The following is a 25125-nucleotide window of genomic DNA, read 5'->3' on the forward strand; positions in this document are numbered from 1 at the left end:
TAGCCAATTTCTCTATCTTGTGGCATAATCTTGCGAATGGGATAACTACCTAAGTCCCAAGCAAGTTGTGGTGATCAACATGGTCAGGTAACATGCGCAAAATAAAACCTAACTACAACGGAAACATCGTTAAGGTGTGAGGAAAACTGTGTCAGTCAAAAAAACCTATCCGACAAGTCCTACCCCAGGTAAACAATTATCCTCAAAAAAGCCTAATGCCAAAAAGCAAAGGGGTAACTGGTTATTGATTGGATTAGGATTAACCGCAGTATCCCTGGTTTCTGCTATGGCTGGCGCTTTTCTCTCCATATCATTTTCCGCTACTCCTCTAAGGCAAAGTAGCCTGACTCCTGGACAAGAAAAAGTTTTTAGTCGAGACAGCACTATTGCTTATAAAAATCTACGCTTACCTGAATTAAGTCGTCCTGTTAATCTTTTGGTATTGGGTACTAAAGTTCTAAGTTCAGAAGTGAATGAAAAACCTAAAGAAGACTTAGGATATCATGCCTTAGTGAATTCTTTCAAAGGGCTTTCAGATACAATGGTCTTACTACGTTTTGATCCTAGTCAAGATAAACTCAGACTTTTATCAATCCCTAGGGATACTCAAGCCAATATTGGTCGAGGGATTCGGAAAATCAATGAAGCCAACTATTATGGAGGAGCAGCCTTAGCTGCCGAAGCCGTTAGTACCCTTTTAGGAGGGGTTCCCGTTGATCGTTATGTCAGGGTGAACATTCAAGGGGTAGAAAAGGTGATTGATGCCTTGGGAGGCGTTAATGTTTATGTCCCCAAAAATATGAAATATACTGATCACAGTCAACATCTTTACATTGATCTTAAACAAGGCAAACAACATCTAGATGGGGAAAGAGCGATTGCATTTTTACGCTTTCGCTATGACCGCTATGGAGATATAGGACGGGTACAACGACAACAAATGTTGATGCGAGCGGTGGTTGAACAAGCTCTTAGACCCCAGACAGTTCTAAAAATGCCTGAGATTCTTTCGGTGATTGGGACTTATATTGATACTAATTTAACTGTCGAAGAGTTAGTTGCTTTAGCCGGATTTGCTGCTCAGACTAGACGATCTAATGTGGAGATGTTAATGGTTCCTGGAGGCTTTAGTGGCGATGGCAAACAGAAGGTTAGCTATTGGATTCCTTACCCTCATAAAATCAGGGAAATGGTTGCAGATTACTTCGATCATGGTAATTACCAAGACTTTGAAAATAAAAATCCCACTCGTTTGAGAATTGCGATTCAAGATAGTGTTGAAGACCCAAAAGCTGTGAAAGCTATGGTTAACTATTTACGAGAGAGGGGTTATGGTCGAGTTTTTGTGAGTGATAACTGGGGAGAACCCTTGACAACAACTCGAATTGTCGCGCAGCAAGGAGATGATTTAGGAGCGGCTTCATTGAAAGCCACCTTACGGGTAGGAGAAGTATTAGTCGAAAGTACCGGAACTCTTTCCTCCGACATTACTATCATATTGGGACGAGATTGGCAACAACAGTATCCTAGTTTCGAAAGTCCTACTGCAGAGAACTTTTTACAGACTCAGCACAACAATTAGTTCTTGTCTTTTCAAAAAAAAGTATTAGGGTGATCACAATTTACTGTTGAAATCTCCCAGAGGCCGAAGTATTGACTTTATAAAAATAAAATACTATAATAGTAGGCTCGAACGTGAGCGGACGTGGCGGAATTGGTAGACGCGCTAGATTTAGGTTCTAGTGTCCTTGACGTAAGAGTTCGAGTCTCTTCGTCCGCATTCAGTCAGATGATAACAGACTAATTTTGTCTTAAAATATCATTGTTGTGGTATAAATTCTGTCAGGGCATAGTATAAATGAACATTGTGCAAGTTTCTCAGTCGGATGTGACACCTTCTCAATAGTTTGTCGATCCCCTGACGACAAGGTCTCATCCTGTTGTTAGAGTAATAACATTATTGCCTTTGTACTGAATGACCATGCTGTTGAGCAATCGTTATCAAATTTTAGAAACTTTGGGTCAAGGCGGCTTTGGAGAAACTTTTTTAGCTATTGACACTCAGATGCCCTCAACTAGAAAATGCGTTATCAAACAGCTTAAACCCACATTACAACAATCTCAATCAATTCCACAGTGGTTACAAGAGCGATTTAAACTTGAAGCGGCTGTATTAGAAAAATTGGGCGAGAATCATCCGCAAATTCCCTGTCTGTATGCCTATTTTTCTGAAAATAATCATTTTTACTTAGTACAAGAATGGATTGAAGGGGAAACCCTTTCTCAAGTTCACCAAAGACGGGGAAATTTTTCGGGAACGGAAGTCAGGGAACTTCTCAGCAAAATCTTGCCGATTCTCGATTACATTCATGCTCACCATATTATTCATCGGGATATCAAACCCGATAACATTATTCTCCGAGCTATAGATGGTCAACCGGTTTTGATTGATTTTGGTATTGTTAAAGACGCGGTAGCCACTATGATAAATAGCAATGGAAAAACTGCCTATTCTATCGCCTGGGGAACTCCTGGCTATATGCCATCTGAACAGGCAGCTGGTCGCCCAGTTTACTCAAGTGACCTCTATAGTCTAGGGTTAACTGCCGTCTTTCTACTTACTGGAAAAACTCCTCAATATCTAGAGATTGATTCCCACACAGGGGAAGTTCTCTGGGGTAAAGAAATTCCTGATCTTGATTCTGATCTGACTAGTATTATTAATCGCACTCTTTGCTTTCATCCGAAGGATCGCTTCCTCACAGCAAAAAAAATGTTGGCTTCTCTAAACATTTCACTGCCTACTGTTACTTCCGCGACCATAGCGGTTGTACCTAGCTCTTCCTGTTTAAAACCCCAGTTGGCTTCATCTGTAAGCTCCTTAGAATACGACAGAGAAATCCCTTGGGCTCTTCTAGTATTAGGCTCCTTTTTAATTGTCAGTACTATTTTTGGAGCCTTGACCTTAGGATTTATTTTAACGACTAAAGAACGATCCAGTCCTTCTTCATCTCCCTCAAATGTCCCAAAATCGATTGAATTACCGGTAAAAACTACTCCACCGTCTCAAATTCAACGTTCTCCTACGCCAGAACCAGAAGTTTCTCCTACGCCAGAACCAGAAGTTTCTTCTACACCAGAACCAGAAGTTTCTCCTACGCCAGAACCAGAAGTTTCTTCTACACCAGAACCAGAAGTTTCTCCTACTGATGAATTGCCGTCTATTCCAGAACCGACAAAAATTGTTCCTATCCCCATTGAATCTCCCTCACTAGGCACTTCTTCTCAGCCTAGTTCTTCCGTGACAGAACCTAAGTTCACTCCTACTGCACCCGACATTATTATCGATGTAGAGTCTGAAAAATCCCGGCATTGATATAAAAAAGTCATCAATTGGCCTTTATATCTTTTGAAGAGATTTAAGTGAAGTGCCCACCATGTTTTGATTTAAATCGCGAATATTTAGTGCGTATTTCAAAGACGTGAAAAAAGAAAGTTTTAGATCATTACGGTAATTATACTCGTACATCGTGCGAATAGGATGATATCAAAATTCTCTAACTTAGCTGAATTCTACATAATCACAAATTAATTTTACTTCATAGTACGTGTACCCTTAATTTTTTAACTCTACTAAATAATTGATAATAAACGCTTGAACTAAGTTTTTTACTTATTTCTACATATCTACTAACTTCCTCACATTCTGGCAAGCCAGGAACATAAGCTCCATAATGGAACTTATGTTATGAACAGTCTGTATGTGTTACTAGAGCAAATGTAAATCTTGTAGAGAGTATTACTATCGTTTCTGAGTTGCTTGATGAAGTTGATATTTTTCCTTTAAAAGAAGTAGATACCATCAGTTTTGGGGATGGAAATCTTTTTTCTACCTATGTCATCCTAGAAGAACCAAGAACAAAAGAAATTTGTCCTAATGGCGGATACTTCTTATTATCTTAGCCAAGAGACCCGTTAATTATCTATGCTTACAAACAGTGTAATAGCACAGATATTTCATACGGTGGCCATAAAGCAGAAGATTTTTTGATCTAAACCATAATTTTTTATTTTTATAAAAAAAAGTTGAATTTTATACTATTTCCTCTCTGAATTAATCTTTGTTAAGATAACCTGAAGCAATAGCCGCAAAAGTGACAATATTAAATTGAGTGAGCATCGGATCGATGCTCAAGTATTTTTTTCTAGTTCACAAAAGGCTCGTATCTTAAAAGTAATTCTCTTTGATTTTAATGAAGTTATCATTAATAATGAAAGGATTCATCAATAGTTAACTAACGGAATTTTATTAATCAATAATTTATGTCCTGATGATCCAAAATATCAACGGTTTTGTTTCGGTAGAGGTAACTATGATTGTCTTTAATGTGTTTTCTAACATGGAGGTTGCTTATTCTATACAGATTATTTAAAAACAATAATTTATCAGAGAAGTGAAGCCGATAGACGACGTGTAGAAAATTTAGAAAATCTCTCCATTTATCAAAATTTAGAAGACTTTTGGAAACAAATTCAAGATAGAGCCTTAACAATTAACATAGTTACTAGTTTTCTGTTTGATGCAAATGTTATCTTATTTAGTAATAAATTACATTTTGGAGTTGTAAATAGAAATAAATAGTAGTTAAGTAATTTTAACTAAACTCAATCAAACAACTAAGAAGTTGGATAGTTTTTTTCAAAAAAACCTATGTTTACTTACTATTTCAACCTGAAAAACATCAGCAAAAGCCAAAGCAACTTTTTGACGTACTTTTGATAATTTAATGTTAGGAATGAGTTGCTGTAAACTACCTAAAGGTTTATCTTTAATTCCACAAGGAATAATCTGTTTAAATCCTTTTAGATCAGGGTACACATTCAAGGAAAACCCGTGCATTGTAATCCAACGACTAACTTTAATCCCGATGGCTGCAACTTTATATCCTTCTACCCAAACTCCTGTTAAACCAGATATTCTTTCTCCTTTAAGTCCATATTCTTGAAGCACTTTAATAATTACTTCTTCGAGTTGTCGCAAATACCAATGTAAGTCTTGTTGGTAATGGCGTAAATTGAGAATGGGATAGCCTACTAATTGACCTGGACAATGATAGGTAACTTCCCCTCCCCTTTCAATACGATGGACTTCGTAAGAAGTAGTGGTAAGGTCAAATTTTAGGAATTCTAGACTAGATCCGGTTCCCAAAGTATAAACAGGGGGATGTTCAAGCAGTAGAAGGATATCCTCTAAAGTCGGGTCCTTTAGGCGTTCCTTAACTAGTGAGTGCTGAGTTTTCCAGGCTAACTCATAGGGGATAATTCCTTCCTGGTAGACAACACATCGTCGTTGTTGTCCTTGATGGTTGAAAGTAATTTGTCTCATCTCATGAAGATAATTTTAAGAAACATCAAGATGTGTAAAGGAAAATGAAAAGAAGATAAAAAGCAACGCTAGAAACAATACAAACGTGTTAGTCTGGATATGTCGGGTGGTTCCATTTAAGTGGGAGATTGGGGGTAAGACCTAGGTCTGTTGTTTTTTTCCGTTTGACCCTTTTCCCTAATTAGTAAATACAGTCAAAAGATAGGGAAGTATCCTAACATTTCTGACATTGAGCCTTAAGAGACCACTAAAGTAAAACAAGAGACGAAATACAAGTTAACAAACCTACATAAGTTATTTTCCTTCTGCACTCTATCATTAATCCGTCTTAATATAAAGATACAATGAAGAAGAGATAAACCACAATTAAGATTTCTAAAAAAAGGTCATAAAACTGATGAAAAAATACGAGATATCTGAGACTTTAGCTCGAATCAGTAGCATTGTTAAGATACTAATTTATCTTTTTTTAGAAGTAAGTAGCTAGTTTCTTTATTGCTGTTTGATGTAATTAAAGTTTAATGAATAATGGAGTATTAAATATGAAGCTTTTGATCCAGGGTAATAATATCGATATTACCGATTCTATTAATAACTACGTACAAGAAAAGCTCCAAAAAGCAGTCAGACATTTCCAAACAATGACAACGAAAGTTGATGTACATTTATCGGTAGCTCGCAATGCTCGGATCACTGATAAGCATAAAGCAGAAGTAACGGTTTATGCCAATGGCACTGTTATCAGAGCTCAAGAAGGCAGCGCAAACCTCTACGCTAGTATTGACTTAGTGTCTGATAAAATTGCTCGTCAACTTCGCAGATATAAAGAAAAACTCAATAACAAGAAGCCTCACAGTCTAGTCAAAGCGGCAGAAATTGTTGAGGAACGTCCAGTAGAAGGGGACTTAATTGGTGATCGCACCCCAGAATTACCACCTGAAGTCATCCGTATGAAATATTTCGCAATGCCACCGATGACTATTGATGAAGCCTTACATCGATTGGAATTGGTAGACCATGATTTCTATATGTTCCGCAATAAAGAAACTAATGAAATCAATGTTGTTTATATTCGCAATCATGGTGGATATGGTGTAATTCAACCTCGTGGAACTAATGAAAATGGCAACACTTCTCACTAAATTTATAGTCAGCCAACTAATTTGACTCAGTCCAATACTATAGGACGGATTGGACTCTATTCCTCTTGTCTTTTCGCCGCTTAATTACTCAGAAAAGTTAAAATAATTAACCTAAAATAGTGATACTTTGTCCATTTTGTGCCAGAGATGCTGAGGATTTAGGCTCGATTAGCCTAAATCTCGGATGAAGGCAAGGGTAATGTGTAAGCTAACATAGGTGCTAAAACAATTAAATTCTTCTGAGGTTAAGGGTTAAACTTTGTTAAAGTTGAAACGGCAAGCAATAGGCTGAATCCGATTGATCGAAATTTAGCAAGGAACGAGCCTATAGGAAATGTCTCAATAATCGAGGAAAAAATATTACGTTAATTGGATAGCTCGCTAAATCATTTTTTTTACCTTTTTTATTTTTGAATGATAGATAAATTCAAGAAACGTTTTTCACTGATGAAACAGAAGTACTGATACTATTGTAGCTAGAGGCTTGTATGGTCATTTATAATTTATCAACTCATAAAGCAACAAAAGTTAAAGAACTGATGGAATCTATAGGAACACAAGTTGCATTCTTATCTCCTTATTCTGCTGATTTTAATTCCATTCAAAACTCTTAGTTGAAAAGAAAAAAATATTTGAGAACTTAATGATTTTTAAGCTCTTAAAATCTCGACCAGGCTATTAATGAAGTGATTGATTTAATAACTTATGAAGACATAATTGGTTGATTAACTGACTGCTATTATTATGAGCTACCTAATTTAAAACCACTATCATGCTAATTTCTTGAAGTATTACTACATATTTCCTTAGGAGTCATAACGTCCATTAACTCCTACAATATCAACATCTGTAGTCAGAGTTGATGAAAATAGGATCAATCAAAATTGAAGTGAGGCAGGGGGTAGAAAGGTTTAAAAACTCTAGAAGAGAATGGGGGTATGAGAACCGAATTTAGTATCGTGTGAGAGCTCCCCATGGTTTAACTTCTAGATTTCTTGAAGCTCTACTTTTGCTTTAAGGCTAACTATTTTCCACGGAGCAATTTCAAAAAAATTGGGAATAGGTTCTTCTAAAAGATTTACTTGATTAATAAATATTAAATCTAGGTTAGTAGTCACAAAAATCAAGGTGGTTTTCCCCTCACATTCGTAACATCGTAAAACCCAAGCATTCGAGTGATCTTCTGCTGGTTTAAAAGCTGACAGAATTAGGTTATCTGAACCCAAATTTAAAAATTGATTGACTGGTGGTAATCTCGTCGGTTGATTCATTTTATTTTTTGGAGCAAAAACCACATTCATGGGAACGTTTAATTCATATCCTCGCTGTACAGTTTTTGCTTCTTGCCAACTTCCTTGATGTGGATATATGGCATAGGTAAAATGGTGCAAACCGCGATCACAATTAGAATCGGGCCAACGGGGACTTTTTAAAAGAGTAAGTCTTAGGCGATTACTTTGACTATCATAACCATATTTACAGTCATTTAAAATACTTACTCCATAATTTTGAGACTTATCTGTTAAATCCGCCCATCTTAATGCAGGGACTTCCCATTTAGCTTTTTCTTCCGGAGTTTTAGGACAGTTCGTTCGTTCAATGGCAGCAAAAGGAATTTCATAGGTTGTATAATCACTGTCTAAATTCAGCGAAAAAGAACTTTTCACCAATACATGGGTTTCTTGCCAGTTAACTTTTGTTTTAATTATGATAACTTTTGAATTAATTCGTAAACTATAATCTTGACAAAATTCTGAGTTTTCTAGTTGTCGAATCACTCTTATTGTCCATTGTATAGGACCCATTTCTAAATACTCAATGGTCTTCAATTCAGTTCCTGGCAAGAGATAATCATTATAATTGGGATCGATATTCCAAGCATCCCAATATTGTCCTTGATCTTGAAATCCTTGCAATTGATTACATTCTCCCCTAACAACTTCCCGCTGAACAATTTTATCAAAAATACTATTTATATTTCCTGTTTCAGGATTGATAGTAACTTTTAAGTATTGATTCTCAAGACTAAAATCATTATTATTAATTTTATCAGTATTTTCTGGAGTTTTGTCGGTAGGACATAACCAGAAAATGCGATATCCAATTGATGGAATATTTTCTGCAAAGAATAAAAGTTTATTATCGTTTGATAGTTGATAAGTTAATTTATTTCCTTCTAAATCATAAATTTTACAGTTATTTTCTTTTACTGTACATTCAATTACTTCTGATCTTTGCCAGTTAAGAGAGTTAAAAATTATCAGGGGAATAGCATTGGTTTGAGGTGATTTTGGCAATGAGATTCTAGAACTAATCTCTTGAAAAGAATCGTCTAATAAGGATTGACTAATTTTTAACGCTTTCTGCCAATCTTTATTAGCTTGAGTAAAAACTCCAGGAATAGAAGTTCCAGGCAAAATATCATGAAACTGATTAAACAAAACTTTTTTCCAGGCTTTTTCTAAAGAATTTTTGCTATCAATATTAATATTTTCCCTTTGAATAATTGTTGCAATAGAAAACCATAATTCAGCTTGATATAGCAAATTTTCACAGCGACGATTATAAAATTTTTGATCAGCATGAGTTGTATAGCAACCCCGATGTAAATCTAAATAAAGTTCATCATCCCAAACCGGAATAGAATCAGAAATTTTTACTAGTTTATCTAAATAATCAATAGCTTTAGTAAAACTGATTTTAGGAAAAAAAGGAGATTGTCTCCAGCGGTTTTGAACAGTTAACATATCACGAGTTGGACCTCCTCCATGATCTCCCACTCCAGGCAACCACAAAGCATCTTTTAAGCCTGTTTGTTGCTTCCATGAAATGGAATAATCAGTCATTCTTAGAGGATCAGTATCCATAACTCCAGCGACATTTGGAGGAGAAATCAGAGTTAATAATTGGGTTCCATCGGGAGATTGCCAATAAAAAAAACCATAAGGAAATTTTACATTAGTATTCCAGTGAAGTTTTCCAGTTGCAAAATATTTAATTCCACTCTGGTGGAAAATCTGTGGCAATTGCCAAGTAAAACCAAAACTATCAGGAAGCCAAGCAACCTCAGTTATTTTTCCAAATTTTTCTTTAAAAAAACGTTGTCCATACAATAGTTGTCTAACTATTGATTCTCCAGATGCTAAATTTACTTCTGGTTCAACCCACATTCCTCCTAAAATTTCCCATTTCCCTTGTTTATATACTTTTATAATTTCTTGAAAAAGCTGAGGGCGATGTTTTTCTATCCATTCATAAAGGGCAGGGGTTGTATGACCGAAAATAAGTTCTGGAAACTCTTTCTGTAGATTTATAACAGAAGAAAATGTCCTCTCTCCTACATCCCAAGTTTCATTGACTAGCCATAACCAAGCCATATCTAAATGAGCATGTCCTAATAAATTTAAAGAGTATTGTTTTATATTCTTTGCTAAAGGTTTAAGCATATTACGTAATTCTAATAAATGAAAATTAAATTCCTCTCTATTATCAACAATATCCCAGTTTATTTGATTAATTAATACTTTAAATAAGTCTATTTTTTGAGGTTCAAAATTAGATAAATAATTGTGTAATATAGTTAGCTCGTCAGCAACAAAACCAGGGTCTATCAAACCTATATTTGTTTCATAAATAAGTTTAGAACTCATTAGTCCACCAATATCATGACTAGGGCTAACTAAACGTAATAAAATCAAAAATTCCTCTTTTGGTTTAGCAGATAGACTTACTAAAATCCTAGCTGAAGAATCAAATAAGTCTCCTTCTTGTACTAATTCTTTATTTATAAAAATTTCTGCTTTTTCTGCCCACCAAGTTAAAGCTAATTTGACAGTTAATCCTGATAGAGGATAATTCCTAATTTGTTTAGGAATTATAAGCTTTTTAGCTAACCATTTAACCTGTTTTCCTGCCGGCCAAATAATATAACCTTTCTGATTAAGATTAACAGGTTTCCAAGTATCTATATTAATAGAATCAAAAGATATTTCATCAGAAATACTAAGCCAAGAAGATTGGATATCAATCTGTGTTAATTGGCGGAGTTTATCAAGTATTTCAGTAATCATCATAAATTTTTCTCGTAGACTTTTTACAAATTAAACTTGAAGACTATAAGATAGATAAATTTTAATGGATTTCTTTAATAAGATTACATTAATAGATCTTTGCTCATCCTACAAAATTTATACTATGTGTTGAGAACAATAAGAATTATTAAAATTAGTCAAGCAATAGTTAAAATTTTCTAAATTTTTTAGTAGAAACGAGATAAGAAACGGTTTGTAATATACAGGTATTTATAAATAAATACAATAGCTTAGGCTTATTTAAGCTAAAATCTAACAAGTACGGTTAGATAAAAAACAAGTAATATAATATCCATAACTTATTTAGTGAATAATAGCTTTACATCAAAGGATTGCATCGACCATTAAGATAATGAACAATAAGATATTGCCAATATGAAAAAGTCTTTCATAATAAAATTCATACGAATGCAAAGATTTCTCAATAGATCATTGTCCATATTTGTGAAACTAAATTTCTAACAATTTCCATCATGTTGGATGAATCTGTCTTGGACTAAAAAATATGACTCATGTTAGCTGAACTTGCCCATCATTTATGGATATTAAACGACTTTCTGCCCTACGTAACAACTATATTTTTGTGCTTCATAATCCTACTGATCACACTACAGCTGTAGTTGATCCAGCTGAGGCGACTCCTGTTTTGCGATGTTTGGATGAGCTAGAAGCTCAACTAGTAGCTATTTTTAATACCCATCATCATTATGACCATGTTGGGGCGAATAATATTCTAATTGAAAAGTTTCCTAACCTTTGTGTCTATGGAGGGGTAGAAGATAGGGGAAGAATTCCTCACCAACAGGTATTCTTGAAAGAAGGTGATCGCGTTGAATTTGCTAACCGAGTGGGAGAAGTTTTCTTCGTCCCTGGACATACTCGCGCTCATATTGCTTACTATTTTTTCCCAGAATCAGCTCAAGACACCGGAGAATTGTTCTGTGGCGATACTTTATTCTCGGGAGGATGCGGACGATTGTTTGAAGGTAATCCAGCACAAATGGTTAATTCATTAGATAAGTTACGGAATTTACCCGATAAAACTCGTGTGTGGTGCGCTCACGAATATACTTTAGAAAATCTTCAATTTGCAGTAACAGTTGATCCTGATAATGCACTCTTAAAAAAGAGATTTAATCAAGTTAAAAAACTCCGTCAACAACGACAAGCAACTGTTCCTTTTTTATTAGGAGAAGAAAAACAAACTAACCCCTTTTTGCGATGGGATAGTATTAGTTTGCAATCAATAGCAGGTGTGAGAAAACCGGAACAAGTTTTTAGTAAAATTCGAGCTATGAAAGATAATTTTTATAAATAGAATTATGCTTATTCAAGCAATAACTATCAAATAGTTTAATATTTGTTAAACTATTTGATAGTTATAAACTAATCGTAATTAATTCATTACATAAGTAATGTTGTCTATTTTTGCTATTTTAAATAGTTCCATACAGAGAGACTAATAAATTTTTGCGAATGAACAACCTAGCCTGATAAAATTTTTGTTACCAAACTACCAACATGGCTTGAGTAGCAATACATGATGTAATATCTGTAGATTTTGTGCTAGTCTTATAAGTCTACGGCGATAATTAAACCCTAATTCTTAAATATACCTTTCTAAACTTTACTAACGTTCGTCATAAACATGCAAGTCAGCAAGATATACTGGGCTTTGACTATTCGTTGCATAGGTCGTTGCATAGGTTTTTTTAAAAAAAATTGCGTTCATCATCGTTTACTAACGACATAGTGAATATTAAGTTTTAATAAAAATTAACTATGTCGTTTAATAAAATCTACAATGTTTGTAACAGCAATTGCTCTTACAACTGCCTAATTAAAATTCATATCTTCAACAATTATTTTGCTATTTAGTTGCAATATCTCTTTAACCTCTTCTCAGGTAACTTAATTACCAAATTTAGTTGTTTCTATGGTTTTGTCACACCCCTAGTAGGGGTGTGACAAAGAACTTGTTAGTTAGCATTATCTTGAGAAGTATATCTCATAGTTATTAAACTTAGACAGAAACTAACTTCGTGAATTTGTAAGCTAGATCGTTTATCTATAGCATTTTTGGGTGATTATGAAATATGGCAGAATCAATTTATAAATCAATCCCACCAGTACAATTGGAGTATAAGTTTTGTAATTTAATCTTCTATCTTTATTGACTACGATTTTTCTTGACTAAAATAAGTCTCTAATGCTTCATGAACAATCTGATTCATCGGTCGTTTGTCTGTTTCTGATACAGCTTTAAGTTGAACAAACATCTCATCAGAAATACTTACCCGATGTTGATTTTTGCGAATACGACGCGGTTTTATAGGCTTATAAGTTTTACTAAACTCTCTTAGAGACTCAAAGCCGACTCGACGACAAAATTGACCAAAACTTTCTTGTTCTATCTTCTCTTGCTTAAAATAGACAAATAGAGGCTCTAAAAATTTTTCTATGTCTTTGTCAAGTAGTTTCTGGAGGTAAGGTTCAGCTAAGTTAGTTTGATTAGGACTTCCCCCTAACCAAATTTGGTAGGTGTTTGGCGCACTTCCTACAAATCCCAGTTCAGCCATGTAGGGACGGGCGCAACCGTTGGGACATCCAGTCATCCGAATTACAATTTTCTCTGATGCCATGTCTAATTTAGATAAAACTGTTTTAATCCGCTCAATGATCCCAGGTAGGACGCGTTCTGATTCAGTAATAGCTAACCCGCAAGTTGGTAAAGCTGGACAGGCTATCGAATAACGGGTCAAATCATCAATTTCTTGAGGATTAGTAATTACACCACAATCTTGTAAAATCTTTTCAATCGCCTCTTGATGACTAGGCTCAATCTCATAGAGAATAACGTTGTGGTTAGCTGTTAACCGCATAGGTAAACTAAATTGTTCGGTGATACGGCGTAGAGCGGTTTTGAGTCGTAAGTTTCCTTCGTCTTTCACTCGACCATTTTCAATCGAAATTCCCAGGAACAACTGACCATCTCCCTGTTCATTCCAGCCTAAAAAGTCTTTATATTTCCATTTAGGAAGTGTTTTAAAAGGATATAGAGACTTACCAAAGTATTCTTCAACTTTAGCGCGGAATTTTTCTACTCCCCAGTCATTAATCAGATATTTCATGCGGGCGTGACGACGTTGAACTCGATCGCCGTAATCCCGTTGAGTGGCAACAATAGCCTTTAATACGTCATAAACATCTTCTTTAGCTACATAACCGATGGGGTCAGCTATCCTTGCAAAGGTTTCTTCCTTGTTATGGGTGCGTCCCATGCCACCCCCTACAAGGATGTTAAATCCTTGTAAGGTTCCCTTGTTGTCCGTCATCACTACTAAACTGACATCATGGGTATAGACATCGATGGAATTATCTCCTGGAACAGTGACACTACATTTAAATTTACGGGGCATATAATGTTCCCCATAAATAGGTTCCTCTTTGCCAGCAAAAATGGCTTTATTGGTATTGCATTGACGGGCAGCCACCACTTCGGGGGACTCTTCCACACTGAGAAATTTTTCTCCATCAAGCCAAATCTCATAATAGGCTTCAGTTTGGGGTCTGAGCAAATCAGCGATTTTATCAGCATATTCCCAGGTGTATTGGTACTCAGGGCGATTTTTAAACGGTGCAGGAGGAGCCATAACGTTGCGGTTTAGGTCTCCACAAGCTCCAAGGGTTGATCCCATGTTTTTTACAATTGCTGACACTGCTGCTTTGAGATTTTTCTTCAAAATACCATGAACTTGAAATCCCTGGCGTGTTGTCACCCGTAAGGTATGGTTTCCATATTCATCACTAAGGCGATCAAGAGTTAGATAAAGTTCAGGTGGGACAAACCCTCCAGGATTGCGAGTCCGCAACATCATTTGATAATCTTTTTCTTGTCCTTTAACTCTATTATCTCGGTTATCCTGTTGATAAGATCCATGAAATTTAAGAATTTGAACAGCATTTTCCGTAAAATGAGTTGTCTCTTCTAAAAGTTCTGTAGCTAGAGGTTCTCTTAGAAAGTTACTCTTCTCCTTAATTGCTTCTATCTTAGATATTTGCCTGGTGGGTGAAACTGAAGTATTGACCATTTCTATAAAATTAAACGAGGAACAAATTTGGATATTCTCGCCCTTAAGCTAAGTTAGACTTTGGTTTATATCCTCAGATCTTAACGTTATTAAACCATACTAATTCTTTAAAAAAGATGACAGTTTTATGTAAACAGTGCTTCGAATTACTTCTATAATTATTCTTTAATAAACCGGAATAATTTTTATTACATAAAAGTAACTAAATTTCTAAACAAAAAACATTTCTATATTCTTTATTATCTGTATGTTTGTTATATATTAACTTCTGTTTTTTGAGTTTTACATCATTTTACCTTGCCTATTGGCTATTGACTACTCTAGACTAGAAAATAGGACCGCAAAAATTAACAGATATTAATTAACAGGTATTTATGGGCAATATCTTCGGCCACTTATTCCGCATCACCACCTTTGGTGAGTCCCACGGTGGAGGGGTTGGAGTTGTTATTGATGGTTGTCCTCCACGCTTAGAAATATCCGAAGCCGACGTTCAGGTCGACTTAGATCGTCGTCGTCCTGGACAAAGTAAAATTACTACCCCTCGGAACGAAACCGATACCTGTGAGATCATATCAGGAGTTTTTGAAGGAAAAACCCTAGGAACCCCCATCACTATTCTAGTTCGAAACAGAGATGCGCGATCGCAAGATTATGATGAAATAGCTATGAAGTTTCGTCCCTCCCATGCGGATGCCACCTACGAAGCGAAGTATGGAATTCGTAACTGGCAAGGAGGAGGAAGAGCTTCAGCAAGAGAAACTATTGGGCGAGTAGCCGCAGGGGCAATCGCAAAAAAAATTCTCAAACAAGTAGCCAATGTGGAAATTGTCGGTTATGTTAAGCGGATAAAAAACTTCGAAGGAATTATTGATCCGTCAACAGTTACACTAGAAAAAGTAGAAAACAGTATTGTACGTTGTCCTGATGAAGAAACCGCAAAAAAAATGATTGATTTGATCGATCAAACTCGACGAGATAATAATTCTGTCGGTGGGGTAGTTGAGTGTGTGGCGCGTCAGGTTCCTAGAGGGCTCGGACAGCCTGTTTTTGATAAGTTAGAAGCAGATTTGGCAAAAGGAGTGATGTCTCTTCCAGCGAGTAAAGGGTTTGAAATTGGCTCAGGGTTTTCCGGGACCTTACTAACAGGAAGTGAACATAATGACGAATTCTACACCGATGTAAATGGAGAAATTCGCACTACTACTAACCGTTCTGGTGGAATTCAAGGGGGAATTAGTAACGGAGAAAATATTATTATTCGGGTTGCTTTTAAACCTACAGCAACTATTGGAAAAGAGCAACAAACAGTGAGTAAAATAGGACATAAAACCACATTGTCCGCGAGGGGAAGACATGATCCTTGTGTGTTACCTCGCGCTGTTCCAATGGTAGAATCAATGGTTGCTTTAGTTTTATGTGATCATCTCTTGCGTCAACAGGGACAATGTGGAGTTATTTAGTTAATGGTTAACAGTCGATAGTTGATAGTTGAAGCATGAGAAAGATCACATCAGTTATTCTAGCAGGGGGGTATGGAACGCGAGTTAAACACTTGCTTCCAAACGTTCCTAAACCAATGGCTTCCGTCGCTGATAAACCTTTTTTAGAGTGGATTTTAAGATATCTTAAATCTCAAGGAATTACCCAAAATATTCTCTCAACGGGTTATTTATCAGAAGTCATTGAGGAGTATTTTCAAAATCAGCCTGTCCCAGACATAGAGGTTTATTGTTGCAAGGAAAAGCAACCTTTAGGAACTGCAGGCGGTTTTCTTAATGGAGTTGAGCAGACTAATATTTCTTCTAATGCTTGGTTGGTAATGAATGGAGATTCTTTAATCGTTGCCCAATTCAACAAAATGATAAGTTATTTAGACAATTATGAAGTTGATGGAGTAATTTTAGGAGTATCTGTAGAAGACACTTCTCGTTATGGTTCCTTAGTGATTGATAAGTCGGGAAATCTTATAAGTTTTGCTGAAAAACGCCAAGGTGCAGGAATTATTAATTGCGGAGTTTATTTATTTCGTCATCAGGTTTTGGAGAAGTTTCCGTCAAGATTTCCCCTAAGTTTTGAATATGATGTTTTTCCGGCACTACTCAAGAAAAAAAATTCAATTAAAGTGCACCAAATTAAAGCTCCATTTTTAGATATTGGAACTCCTGAAACCTTACCCAAAGCAGAAGCTTTTATCCTAGAAAACTTTAGCCAACTACTTAACCCATGCTAATCTCACGCGCACCAGTTAGAATTAGTTTTTTTGGCGGCGGAACCGATTATCCTGAGTATTTTATACAACATGGAGGTGCAGTATTAGCAACTGCAATTGATAAGTACTCTTATGTTACGGCAACTCCGTTTCCTAGTCACTTGTTCGATTATTTAATTCGGGTATCTTACCGAAAAGTAGAATTGGTTAAAACCGTTGATGAATTAGAGCATGATGTTTATCAACAATGTTTAAAATTCTGTGGTTTAGAAAAGGATATTGAGTTGCACAATGTAGCTGACTTACCGGCGTTTACAGGGTTAGGTTCTTCTTCTGCTTTTACCGTATCTTTACTCCAAGCACTGCATAGTTTTAAAGGGGAATTTGTGAAGCCCTTAGATTTAGCTTATGAAGCTATTTATGTAGAACGCTATTTAGTTAAAGATCATGTAGGATGTCAAGATCAATTAATGGCAGCGATGGGGGGATTTAACTTAGTAGAGTTTAGGACTGAAGAAGATATAATTGTCACTAGAATCCCCCTATCTTCCCAAAGATTAGCGGAGTTTGAATCTCATATTTTTATTGTTTTTACTGGAATTAAACGGAAAGCATCCCAAGTGGTGGCTAAACAGTTAAAACGGGTCGCTGATAACACCGATATTCTTAAAAAAATGCGGAAAATGGTCGACCAAGGATGGGATATTTTAACCACTAATCAATCCTTATCAGCTTTCGGAGAATTATTACACCAAGCATGGATAGCCAAACGTAGTTTAGATACCATTATTTCTAACCCAGAAATTGATAATCTTTATAAATTAGGTCGAGAATCAGGGGCTTGGGGTGGTAAACTGCTAGGAGCAGGGGCAGGAGGGTTTATGTTGTTTTTTGCACCTCCAGAGTCGCATGAAAACCTAAAGCAAACTTTTACCCACCACGAGGTGCTTTCAGTCAAAATCAATGCCCCAGGTTCTCAAATCATTTTTTCATAATTTAGATTTGTTCTATATTTGTTAACTTTATTTTGGACTAGGTCTTACATTAATCGTGAACTATCCTATTGCTGTTGTTTCAGGTCGGATCAAAGCCGAAGAGACCTATACAGCTATCGAGAAAGCTAGTATTTCCTTTGATCAAATTGCTCTTCTGGGGAAAGTAGACAAAACTGTTAATGGATTTATTTCGTTGATACCAGTCGAAAAATCAAAAAATAAGCAATTTATGATGGCATATTGGTTAATTTACTTAGGTTTTTTGGGGAGGAGTTTGTTTGCTCTTATTACCGAAGTGGATGTCTTTGTATGAACAAGAAAACCAGCTAATTCTATTTTGGGAGGCGTTGCTGATGCAACAAAAGTAACGAGTAATGTTTTTTAGGGATTGAGTTGACGCTTATCCATTTTCAGTGGAGACGCTTCGCAGTATGGTAATTAATTGAATTAGACTAAGTATATTAAATTAGGGTAAGTATATTTTTTTGATTTAAAGATCTTTAATTACTCAGAAATAAGTACACCGAGATTCTAGAAAAATGTAACCCTAAAAATATCTAATGATATAGCTACTATAGTGAATAGTTAATGGTTCATGTTACCCAGAGAAAAATTATTAAAAGGAATTAAAAATCGAGAAGCGATTACTCGTATTCTTGAGCAAGCGGAAATAGCCTTAAAAACTTGGGAAATCGTAGTCAGTGACTTTCTTTGTCCTCCTGTTATAGCTGAAGTTCAAGAATTGTTTCAAAGATTGACTGAAGTTGAAATTGTGGTGTGGGGAGGTTATCCTCAAGCAGAACGGCAACGAGTCGGTATAGCTCGTTCGGAAATTTCTTTAGACATCTCGGAGATTCCACTAGCCGCTCTGTGTATTGCCGGAAACTTTTTATTTGATCCTGCTAACCATCAAGATTTCTTAGGGGCAATTTCAGGAGCAGGGATCGTCCGCGAACAGGTTGGGGATATTTTAGTGCCAGGAGAGCGGGGGGCGCAGGTAATAGTGGTACCTGAACAAGCTAAATTTCTTGAAACTTCGCTTGTTCAGGTACGTTCAGTTCCGGTGAAAACCAAATTAATAACATTGAGTGAATTAAAAATACATCCTCCCAAAACTAAGAAAATGACCACCGTAGAAGCGTCTATGCGCTTAGATGCAATCGCCTCAGCAGGTTTTGGAATGTCTCGTAGTAAAATGGCTAATTCAATTAATTCGGGAGATGTACGAGTTAATTGGAAAGACATTACTCAGGCAAGCCATATTGTTGAATCTGGGGATTTAATCACCGTTCGAGGTAAAGGACGTTTAGAAGTTGGGGAAGTTGCTATTACTAAAAAACAACGTTATCGGATTCAAATAACCAGATTTAAATAGGGTAAAATATAATTCAATCTATACTTTTTTATAGAGTAAATAAAAGGTTTTTAACTTCTATCTTTTTAGAAGCTATATGTTTTCTAGAAAATATTTAAAAGTTACTTTATTTCTGTTTTATTACCATAAGTGATTGCCCTCTCTTTCTCTTTATTTGACGGGGATGATGTCTTTACAAAAATCTAGGATATTCTCTTGGACTCCTGTACAAAACATAAAAAATTTGCTAGGTTATATATACATGATTAAGTTAACGCGAGAATTAAGTTAACGCAAGGCCGAGCATTTGCCCCAATGGCTTGATTTAAATCTTTGAATTAAATCGTCAATCTTCGAGATAAACATTACTCAAAAATAAGTTGGGAATGAAAAAACGATTTAAAGTAACTCAGAAAAATATATATTATCATCAAGTATTCAGTTAATAAAATAGAAATTACCTTAATCTCCAGAATTAAACCGACTACCTAGGTATCAGACTTGATATTTTCTGACGTATCCTAACTAAACTAACCATAAAATGGCTAAATCAATTGACAGCATCCGTATCTATTTGCAAGAAATTGGACGAACCCCTTTACTAAGTCCTGAAGAGGAATTTAACCTCGCTTCTCAGGTCAGAAAAATGGTGTATTTTTTAGGTAAAGAAAAATTAACTACGGAAGAACAAAAAACAGTCAAGCGAGGAGAACAAGCTAAGCAGAAAATGGTTAAGGCCAACTTACGTTTAGTGGTTTCCATCGCTAAAAAGTATCAAAACCGTGGATTATCTTTATTAGATTTAGTTCAAGAAGGAAGTATTGGTTTAATGCAAGGAGTTGAAAAATTTGATCCTGATCGGGGTTATAAGTTTTCTACCTATGCTTATTGGTGGATTCGTCAAGCCATTACGCGAGCGATTGCTCAGCAAGCGCGAACCATTCGTCTTCCCATTCATATCACCGATAGTCTCAATAAAATTAAAAAAACACTGCGGGAACTTTCCGTTGAATTAGGACGGAAACCTACCGAAGAAGAAATAGCCCAAAAGCTAGAAATTACTCTAGAGAAATTACGAACTATCAGTCAAGCTGCTTATAAAACAAACTCTCGCAGTTTAAACATTGTTCTAGACGAACATAATACAGAGTTAGAAGATATTCTACCCGATGAAACAAGATCACCAAATGATTTTGTAAATCAACAAGAACTTGAATCGAAAATTGATGAATTATTAAACAATTTACCTCCTAGTCAAAGAGAAATTATTGCTTTACGTTATGGTTTACAAAATGGAAAAAGAATGAGTTATAAAGAAATTGGACAACAATGCGGGTTAAGCCATGAAAGAGTAAGACAATTAAACAATCGAGCTATGAGGACCTTGAAACGGAAAGCTGTTCCCTTTCAAGAATTAACAGGATGAATAGCATTTTAGGGTAGTGGGCAATGCCTACCTGGAGATCTCATCTTAGATCGTGTAGATAGTGACTTACATATTGGTACCAATTCTGATCCCATCTCATTTAAGACCTGACAATCGGTAATGTTGAGTCCTTCTAAGGTTAGAATTTCATTGATTCAACTGAGTTGAGCATTTATAGCTATAAATTAAGTTAGAGTGTCGGGCCTAGCATAATTTGATTTAGACACAACACCTCTAGAAAAATCTCAGGACAAAACTTTTTGATCATTATAAACACACTGAAGTTGGAAAGTGTTAGCGAGGAACTCCTTGAATAACTGGACGAATTCCTGTTCCATCAAATGGACCTGGATCACCACTCCAATTAAAGTCGCTGATTCGTAAGCTGATAGAACCTACTTGAAGACGGCTATTGTAACGTAGGAGAATATTATAAGTACGGCGACTATATTCAAGGAATAAATCCGTGTTAATTTCGTCATCAGTATCGATATTTAAGGCGCTTTGAACACCAAAGCGTACAGGTCCATACAGCTGTTGGGTTAATGCCCAAGAGATGGTTTTGAGATCGGCAAAACGATCGAATAAAAATGGAGAAGGATCTCCGCGCAATGCCTGACTAAAGGAAAGATTAAACCCTGTATAATCGAAAAAGGGGCGAGAAAAATTGCCTAATTGTCCTGAGACTCCAATACTTCCTGAAATCGAAGGTTGAGAATCACCATTACCATAGAGACTGGCTACTCCTGTAACACTGGTGGAGAGCTGAACAAAAGGTAGGACAGGAGTAGAAGTGTAACGTAGCCCTTCTTTAGCAGTTGGGGGCAAGGCTTTTCCTACCCACAACATAAAGGGTCGGCTCACCGATGCGGCTCCTTGGGTACGAAAGAGAGTAACACGATTATTTTCTCGAATTGGAGCGAGCAACTCTGGTTGATCCGTGTCAGCATTGACATTTTGCAGAGATGCTTGATAACTCAGCAGCAGTAACCCTTTCTCATCGAGAGGAATTTGAGGAGATACGAATAGCAACCCCAAACTATCCCGGACAGTTTGGAAACCCAAGGAGCCATTAAAAAGACGTTCACGATAATTATATTCAAACCGCAAATCATTATTCATGTTGAACAAGGGGACTTTCTGTTCAAAATAGGTTTTCGTTCGGATATGTTCTTCAGTGCGGTTATTAAAATCCAGACTCGTTAGTGAGGTTCGAGAAAATAATTTAGTATTCTCACTAAAGTTAGCCTCAACTCTGTTGATAAGTCCAAATGTTGGGGGACTAATAGCATCAATGTCGTCTGTGTCCGCATCAAATAGATCAGTATTGGGATTGTCTGTAGTGATACTGTCGGGAAATAATCCTTTTTGGATGTAATATTGGGGCTTAAGTTCCCAACTGACCGTATCATTATCAACTAGATTAAAGCCCCGTTCCACATATAATCCTCCGCGATCGCGGTCATCATAGCCGAAAGAAATTACCCCAGGTTGGCGATCACGCCGATCTAAAATCAACCGATCTTGGGTGGGAAAGGAATTTGTTTGATCAAGCACCACTCGTGAGTTAGTCAATTTCACCTCATCTACCAAGGGTGCAAGATTGCGAAATGTTGCCGTTTCTGCTCGAATTTCTAACTCAGGAGGAGAGAAGGGATCATTAGTTAAACGAGCATTCGTGGCACTCCATCCATCTCCATCAAACTCCATTCGTTCGGACTGGAAACGGATGCGATTGATTTGTCCTCCTTTAGGCGGCACTTGGGCAGCCGGTAAATTAGGAACATCAGTTCCTAGTCCTAGGGCTTCCTTTCCAAAATCAAAGGAAGTTCCAAAACGAACCCCTTCAGTAGTAGTGATTCGTTGTAGAGGTTGATTGACCGCTAGGCGTTCATTTAACGTCTGGTTGGGAATAAGATCGTTAGTGGAATCGTTGGGTAATCTTGGCGAAAAGTCTTTTCCTGTTGTAGGTTGATAAATCTCTCCATTGGCGTTGAAAACTACCCCTTGGTCCTGCACAAAATAATACTCAAACTTTTCTCCGCGTAAGGTTTGTTCTCCTCGTTCAAGTACCACTTCTCCCTCGGCGACAACAAATTGATCGGGGAGGTTAACGAGCAGGCGCTTTGCTAATAGAACCCCATTAGCAAAGCGCATGACTACATTGCCTTCGGCGTAGACTACATTTTGTTTAGAATCATATTCTTGACGATCAGCAATCAATTCCACTACCCCTATGGCTTCTTCTTGTATTGAGACAGTATTTAGCTCCGGTGATGATTCAGGAATAATTTCTAATGTTTGTTGACTTATAGAGGTTTCTTGTCCTTTCGGTGTAGAAGAGGTTAGAATCCTGAATTCTCGTATTGATCCTCCTCGTTTACGAGTAATAAGACGATGGACTGTATTTGAGAGACTGTCATGACTTCGATTTAGCCCAAAGACCAAGTTAGGAACTGGATTAATCGCTGTTGATGTGATCTTTGTTGAAGAGAGTTGACCAACAGAAATCGGATTCCCTAATGCCCTAGCATTATTGTCTTCAGATGAAGAATTAGGGGGTAAATACTTAGTGGTAATCTCTTTGGGGTCAGACAGATAAAATTCAATAACTCCAGGGGGTTTTGTCGCTGGGTTTTTTTCAGACGACTCCAATGGTGGAGGTTCAGACGACTCCAATGGTGGAGGTTCGACCATTAAAATTGGGATCTGAGAAATAAGGGGGGGACGTTTCCCAAGGGGGAGGTGAGTGGACAATCCTTCAGTCAGAATCTCCAGGCAATTGCCTTGGGGGTCAAGAGCTATAGATTGAATTAGCGCGGGTGGATTAGGTGGCGGAACGAATGGGGGCATCTTTTCGATAAAAATCAAGCTTAAGGGGTCAATTGCTACCTGCAGCGTGACTCAGCAGAAGAACGCTCGGGACGAGCCGTACCTCGCCCCTGTCGTCTTAATCACCTAAGTTAACACAGTCAAATTATGCTTACTCGAAATCTTTCCGTCCAGGGTTACGAGTTGGGTCACTCGATAGAAAGCCGAAGACAAACAGAGAAATGAATAAAGCAACGACTATATAAACTGCAATTTTTAGGATTAGCATCTTAATTTGAATCTCCTAATTAAAATGGACTCCAGTTTCGAAATAAACGTTTCATCCTGCTAACTTTATAGCATTTTAGGATTGAGTTGGAGAGGGTCAGAGGCTAACAGACTGATGAAGTCATGCAGTGACACGGTGATAGAGTCGTCAAACCTAACTAAGATAGTTGACATCACAAGATCCCAACAACCTTTATTTAATCTAAAAATAATTCCTGATTGTACCAATTTTAGTTTTTAGTGAATTAGACCTTTTTTTATTGAACCATATCAACATTTTTTCAGCCTAACGCTGTTTTGGTTCGTGGTATAGATAATCCTCACAGTTTACTAAAATAGTATACAAGTTTAGTCGACTTTTTCTTGTACAAGAAACACTATAGTTGTCGTTATTTTTTTGGTGAAAAAATACACTTATAAGCCCAGAGCGCATCTAACTACAAGATTTTCTAATTCCATAGATGTCGTAATATTTATAGATAGTTTTATAAGTTACAAGGTTTAATATTTTTATTTAAATTAGTTTAATATTATTGTAATATATAAATTTTATATTAATATTTTGTAACCTTATTGACAAGAATCTTTTTAGACTGTATTGATTATTTCTGTACAAAAAATTATTTAAAAAATACATATTCTGATAATTCAGAAGTGCAAATTTATTTGATTAAATTTTTTAAAAAAAAAATTAATTTATAAGTAAGTGTTTAGAACAAGCTAAGTCAAGCTATTTTTTCAGAAACTTTAAATATAAATATTATAATAATATTTATTAAGCTTTAATTTTTGATTATGTAAAACTGCAATTTTTTTAAAAAAATAATAGTGCTGATATTAAAAACAATTAAAGTAGTTAAACTTCTATTTTTTATGTTAGATAACAACGTCTAATTATTTAATTTATTGTCTATTTATTTTTTATATAAATTATTAAATTTTATTCAACTTGTATTAGTCAATTTTTTGTTCATTTTGCCTACAATAGATAAAATAATTTTTTATGTATTAGACTAGCTAAAACTTGTTCAATAATAACCGACTTAACAGGTAACTAAATATTCTAATAAATAAAAAATAAGCTAAGTTTAAAATTATATTGTTTAGAATTAAACCTAATAATGGGTGATTATACTAATATTTGATGTTAAGTCAAATATAAATTGACTCTTTATCCTTAGTAACAATATCTACCGATTCTATGGAACCGCCATCACTTAATTCAGTCACTACGGCAGCAGGATTAATATCCACACAAACCTTTTTGAGTCCTACTGAAGTTATTTTACCAACTCCAATGGAAGGTAATACCAATGTCCTTGACTTACA

General features: G+C 36.1%; 15 protein-coding genes, 1 tRNA gene and 2 pseudogenes. 12 read left to right on the forward strand and 6 right to left on the reverse strand.

The features are described from left to right. Positions 1–148 precede the first annotated feature (148 nt). The 4 genes and pseudogenes from RGRSB_RS05245 to RGRSB_RS05260 form a co-directional block, all read left to right on the forward strand. Complete coding sequence (locus RGRSB_RS05245; RefSeq protein WP_232014465.1) at positions 149–1582, forward strand: LCP family protein; 1434 nt, start codon at positions 149–151, stop codon at positions 1580–1582. 117 nt (positions 1583–1699) lie between these two features. Then, a tRNA-Leu gene (locus RGRSB_RS05250) sits at positions 1700–1780 on the forward strand. A 195-nt stretch (positions 1781–1975) separates the two neighbouring features. Further along, a complete protein-coding gene (locus RGRSB_RS05255) occupies positions 1976–3376 on the forward strand; it encodes a serine/threonine protein kinase (protein WP_119260144.1) in 1401 nt (466 codons plus the stop codon). Positions 3377–3768: 392 nt separating this feature from the next. Continuing rightward, positions 3769–3963: pseudogene (locus tag RGRSB_RS05260) on the forward strand (aspartate 1-decarboxylase); the annotation flags it as partial. A gap of 736 nt (positions 3964–4699) precedes the next feature. Here RGRSB_RS05260 and lipB read toward each other — a convergent pair. Then, positions 4700–5386 carry a lipoyl(octanoyl) transferase LipB gene (gene lipB, locus RGRSB_RS05265; protein WP_119260146.1) on the reverse strand — a complete coding sequence of 229 codons (687 nt, stop codon included), beginning with the start codon at positions 5384–5386 and terminating at the stop codon, positions 4700–4702. A gap of 542 nt (positions 5387–5928) precedes the next feature. On the opposite strand from lipB, the gene hpf reads away from it, so the two are divergent. Next, positions 5929–6528, forward strand: coding sequence for a ribosome hibernation-promoting factor, HPF/YfiA family (hpf, locus tag RGRSB_RS05270; RefSeq protein ID WP_119260971.1), 600 nt, complete (start codon positions 5929–5931; stop codon positions 6526–6528). Between the two features lie 986 nt (positions 6529–7514). Here hpf and RGRSB_RS05275 read toward each other — a convergent pair. Then, the gene (locus RGRSB_RS05275; protein WP_119260972.1) at positions 7515–10598 is read right to left on the reverse strand and encodes an alpha-mannosidase; all 3084 of its coding nucleotides are present in this window, start codon (positions 10596–10598) and stop codon (positions 7515–7517) included. A 559-nt stretch (positions 10599–11157) separates the two neighbouring features. Here RGRSB_RS05275 and gloB point away from each other — a divergent pair. Further along, positions 11158–11937: a hydroxyacylglutathione hydrolase gene (gene gloB, locus RGRSB_RS05280; RefSeq protein WP_119260147.1), complete on the forward strand. Its 780-nt coding sequence runs from the start codon at positions 11158–11160 to the stop codon at positions 11935–11937. Positions 11938–12796: 859 nt separating this feature from the next. Here gloB and sir read toward each other — a convergent pair. After that, the gene (gene sir, locus RGRSB_RS05285; RefSeq protein WP_119260148.1) at positions 12797–14710 is read right to left on the reverse strand and encodes a sulfite reductase, ferredoxin dependent; all 1914 of its coding nucleotides are present in this window, start codon (positions 14708–14710) and stop codon (positions 12797–12799) included. A 374-nt stretch (positions 14711–15084) separates the two neighbouring features. On the opposite strand from sir, the gene aroC reads away from it, so the two are divergent. The 6 genes from aroC to RGRSB_RS05315 all read left to right on the forward strand — a co-directional run bounded on the left by aroC (position 15085) and on the right by RGRSB_RS05315 (position 20697). Next, positions 15085–16173, forward strand: coding sequence for a chorismate synthase (gene aroC, locus RGRSB_RS05290; RefSeq protein ID WP_119260149.1), 1089 nt, complete (start codon positions 15085–15087; stop codon positions 16171–16173). A 35-nt stretch (positions 16174–16208) separates the two neighbouring features. Continuing rightward, a complete protein-coding gene (locus RGRSB_RS05295) occupies positions 16209–16943 on the forward strand; it encodes a nucleotidyltransferase family protein (RefSeq protein ID WP_119260150.1) in 735 nt (244 codons plus the stop codon). Continuing rightward, positions 16937–17917, forward strand: coding sequence for a GHMP family kinase ATP-binding protein (locus RGRSB_RS05300; RefSeq protein ID WP_119260151.1), 981 nt, complete (start codon positions 16937–16939; stop codon positions 17915–17917). Before RGRSB_RS05295 ends, RGRSB_RS05300 begins: the two co-directional genes overlap by 7 nt. Positions 17918–17972: 55 nt before the next feature. Beyond that, on the forward strand, positions 17973–18230 hold the full coding sequence (locus tag RGRSB_RS05305; RefSeq protein WP_119260152.1) for a hypothetical protein: 258 nt from the start codon (positions 17973–17975) through the stop codon (positions 18228–18230). Between the two features lie 282 nt (positions 18231–18512). Continuing rightward, positions 18513–19292 (forward strand): photosystem II electron transport protein, Sll1252 family, encoded by a 780-nt coding sequence (locus RGRSB_RS05310; protein WP_119260153.1) that lies wholly within the window; start codon positions 18513–18515, stop codon positions 19290–19292. Positions 19293–19812: 520 nt separating this feature from the next. Further along, complete coding sequence (locus RGRSB_RS05315) at positions 19813–20697, forward strand: sigma-70 family RNA polymerase sigma factor (protein ID WP_119260154.1); 885 nt, start codon at positions 19813–19815, stop codon at positions 20695–20697. Between the two features lie 294 nt (positions 20698–20991). On the opposite strand, the gene RGRSB_RS05320 is transcribed toward RGRSB_RS05315, so the two are convergent. The 3 genes and pseudogenes from RGRSB_RS05320 to RGRSB_RS05330 all read right to left on the reverse strand — a co-directional run. Further along, positions 20992–23550: a DUF3769 domain-containing protein gene (locus RGRSB_RS05320; RefSeq protein ID WP_119260155.1), complete on the reverse strand. Its 2559-nt coding sequence runs from the start codon at positions 23548–23550 to the stop codon at positions 20992–20994. 130 nt (positions 23551–23680) lie between these two features. After that, positions 23681–23797 (reverse strand): photosystem II reaction center protein I, encoded by a 117-nt coding sequence (locus RGRSB_RS05325; protein ID WP_119260156.1) that lies wholly within the window; start codon positions 23795–23797, stop codon positions 23681–23683. 1178 nt (positions 23798–24975) lie between these two features. After that, positions 24976–25107: pseudogene (locus tag RGRSB_RS05330) on the reverse strand (ornithine cyclodeaminase family domain); the annotation flags it as partial. Between the last annotated feature and the right edge of the window lie 18 nt (positions 25108–25125).

Origin of the sequence: cyanobacterium endosymbiont of Rhopalodia gibberula, from assembly GCF_003574135.1 — a bacterium.
Taxonomy (GTDB): Bacteria; Cyanobacteriota; Cyanobacteriia; order Cyanobacteriales; family Microcystaceae; genus Rippkaea.

What these genes read in the sequence shown, in the direction of transcription:
- RGRSB_RS05255 (WP_119260144.1), top strand. Translation starts at nt 1,976, where the DNA reads ATGACCATGCTGTTGAGCAATCGTTATCAAATTTTAGAAACTTTGGGT.
- lipB (WP_119260146.1), bottom strand. Translation starts at nt 5,386, where the DNA reads ATGAGACAAATTACTTTCAACCATCAAGGACAACAACGACGATGTGTT.
- hpf (WP_119260971.1), top strand. Translation starts at nt 5,929, where the DNA reads ATGAAGCTTTTGATCCAGGGTAATAATATCGATATTACCGATTCTATT.
- RGRSB_RS05275 (WP_119260972.1), bottom strand. Translation starts at nt 10,598, where the DNA reads ATGATTACTGAAATACTTGATAAACTCCGCCAATTAACACAGATTGAT.
- gloB (WP_119260147.1), top strand. Translation starts at nt 11,158, where the DNA reads ATGGATATTAAACGACTTTCTGCCCTACGTAACAACTATATTTTTGTG.
- sir (WP_119260148.1), bottom strand. Translation starts at nt 14,710, where the DNA reads ATGGTCAATACTTCAGTTTCACCCACCAGGCAAATATCTAAGATAGAA.
- aroC (WP_119260149.1), top strand. Translation starts at nt 15,085, where the DNA reads ATGGGCAATATCTTCGGCCACTTATTCCGCATCACCACCTTTGGTGAG.
- RGRSB_RS05295 (WP_119260150.1), top strand. Translation starts at nt 16,209, where the DNA reads ATGAGAAAGATCACATCAGTTATTCTAGCAGGGGGGTATGGAACGCGA.
- RGRSB_RS05300 (WP_119260151.1), top strand. Translation starts at nt 16,937, where the DNA reads ATGCTAATCTCACGCGCACCAGTTAGAATTAGTTTTTTTGGCGGCGGA.
- RGRSB_RS05310 (WP_119260153.1), top strand. Translation starts at nt 18,513, where the DNA reads ATGTTACCCAGAGAAAAATTATTAAAAGGAATTAAAAATCGAGAAGCG.
- RGRSB_RS05315 (WP_119260154.1), top strand. Translation starts at nt 19,813, where the DNA reads ATGGCTAAATCAATTGACAGCATCCGTATCTATTTGCAAGAAATTGGA.
- RGRSB_RS05320 (WP_119260155.1), bottom strand. Translation starts at nt 23,550, where the DNA reads ATGCCCCCATTCGTTCCGCCACCTAATCCACCCGCGCTAATTCAATCT.
- RGRSB_RS05325 (WP_119260156.1), bottom strand. Translation starts at nt 23,797, where the DNA reads ATGCTAATCCTAAAAATTGCAGTTTATATAGTCGTTGCTTTATTCATT.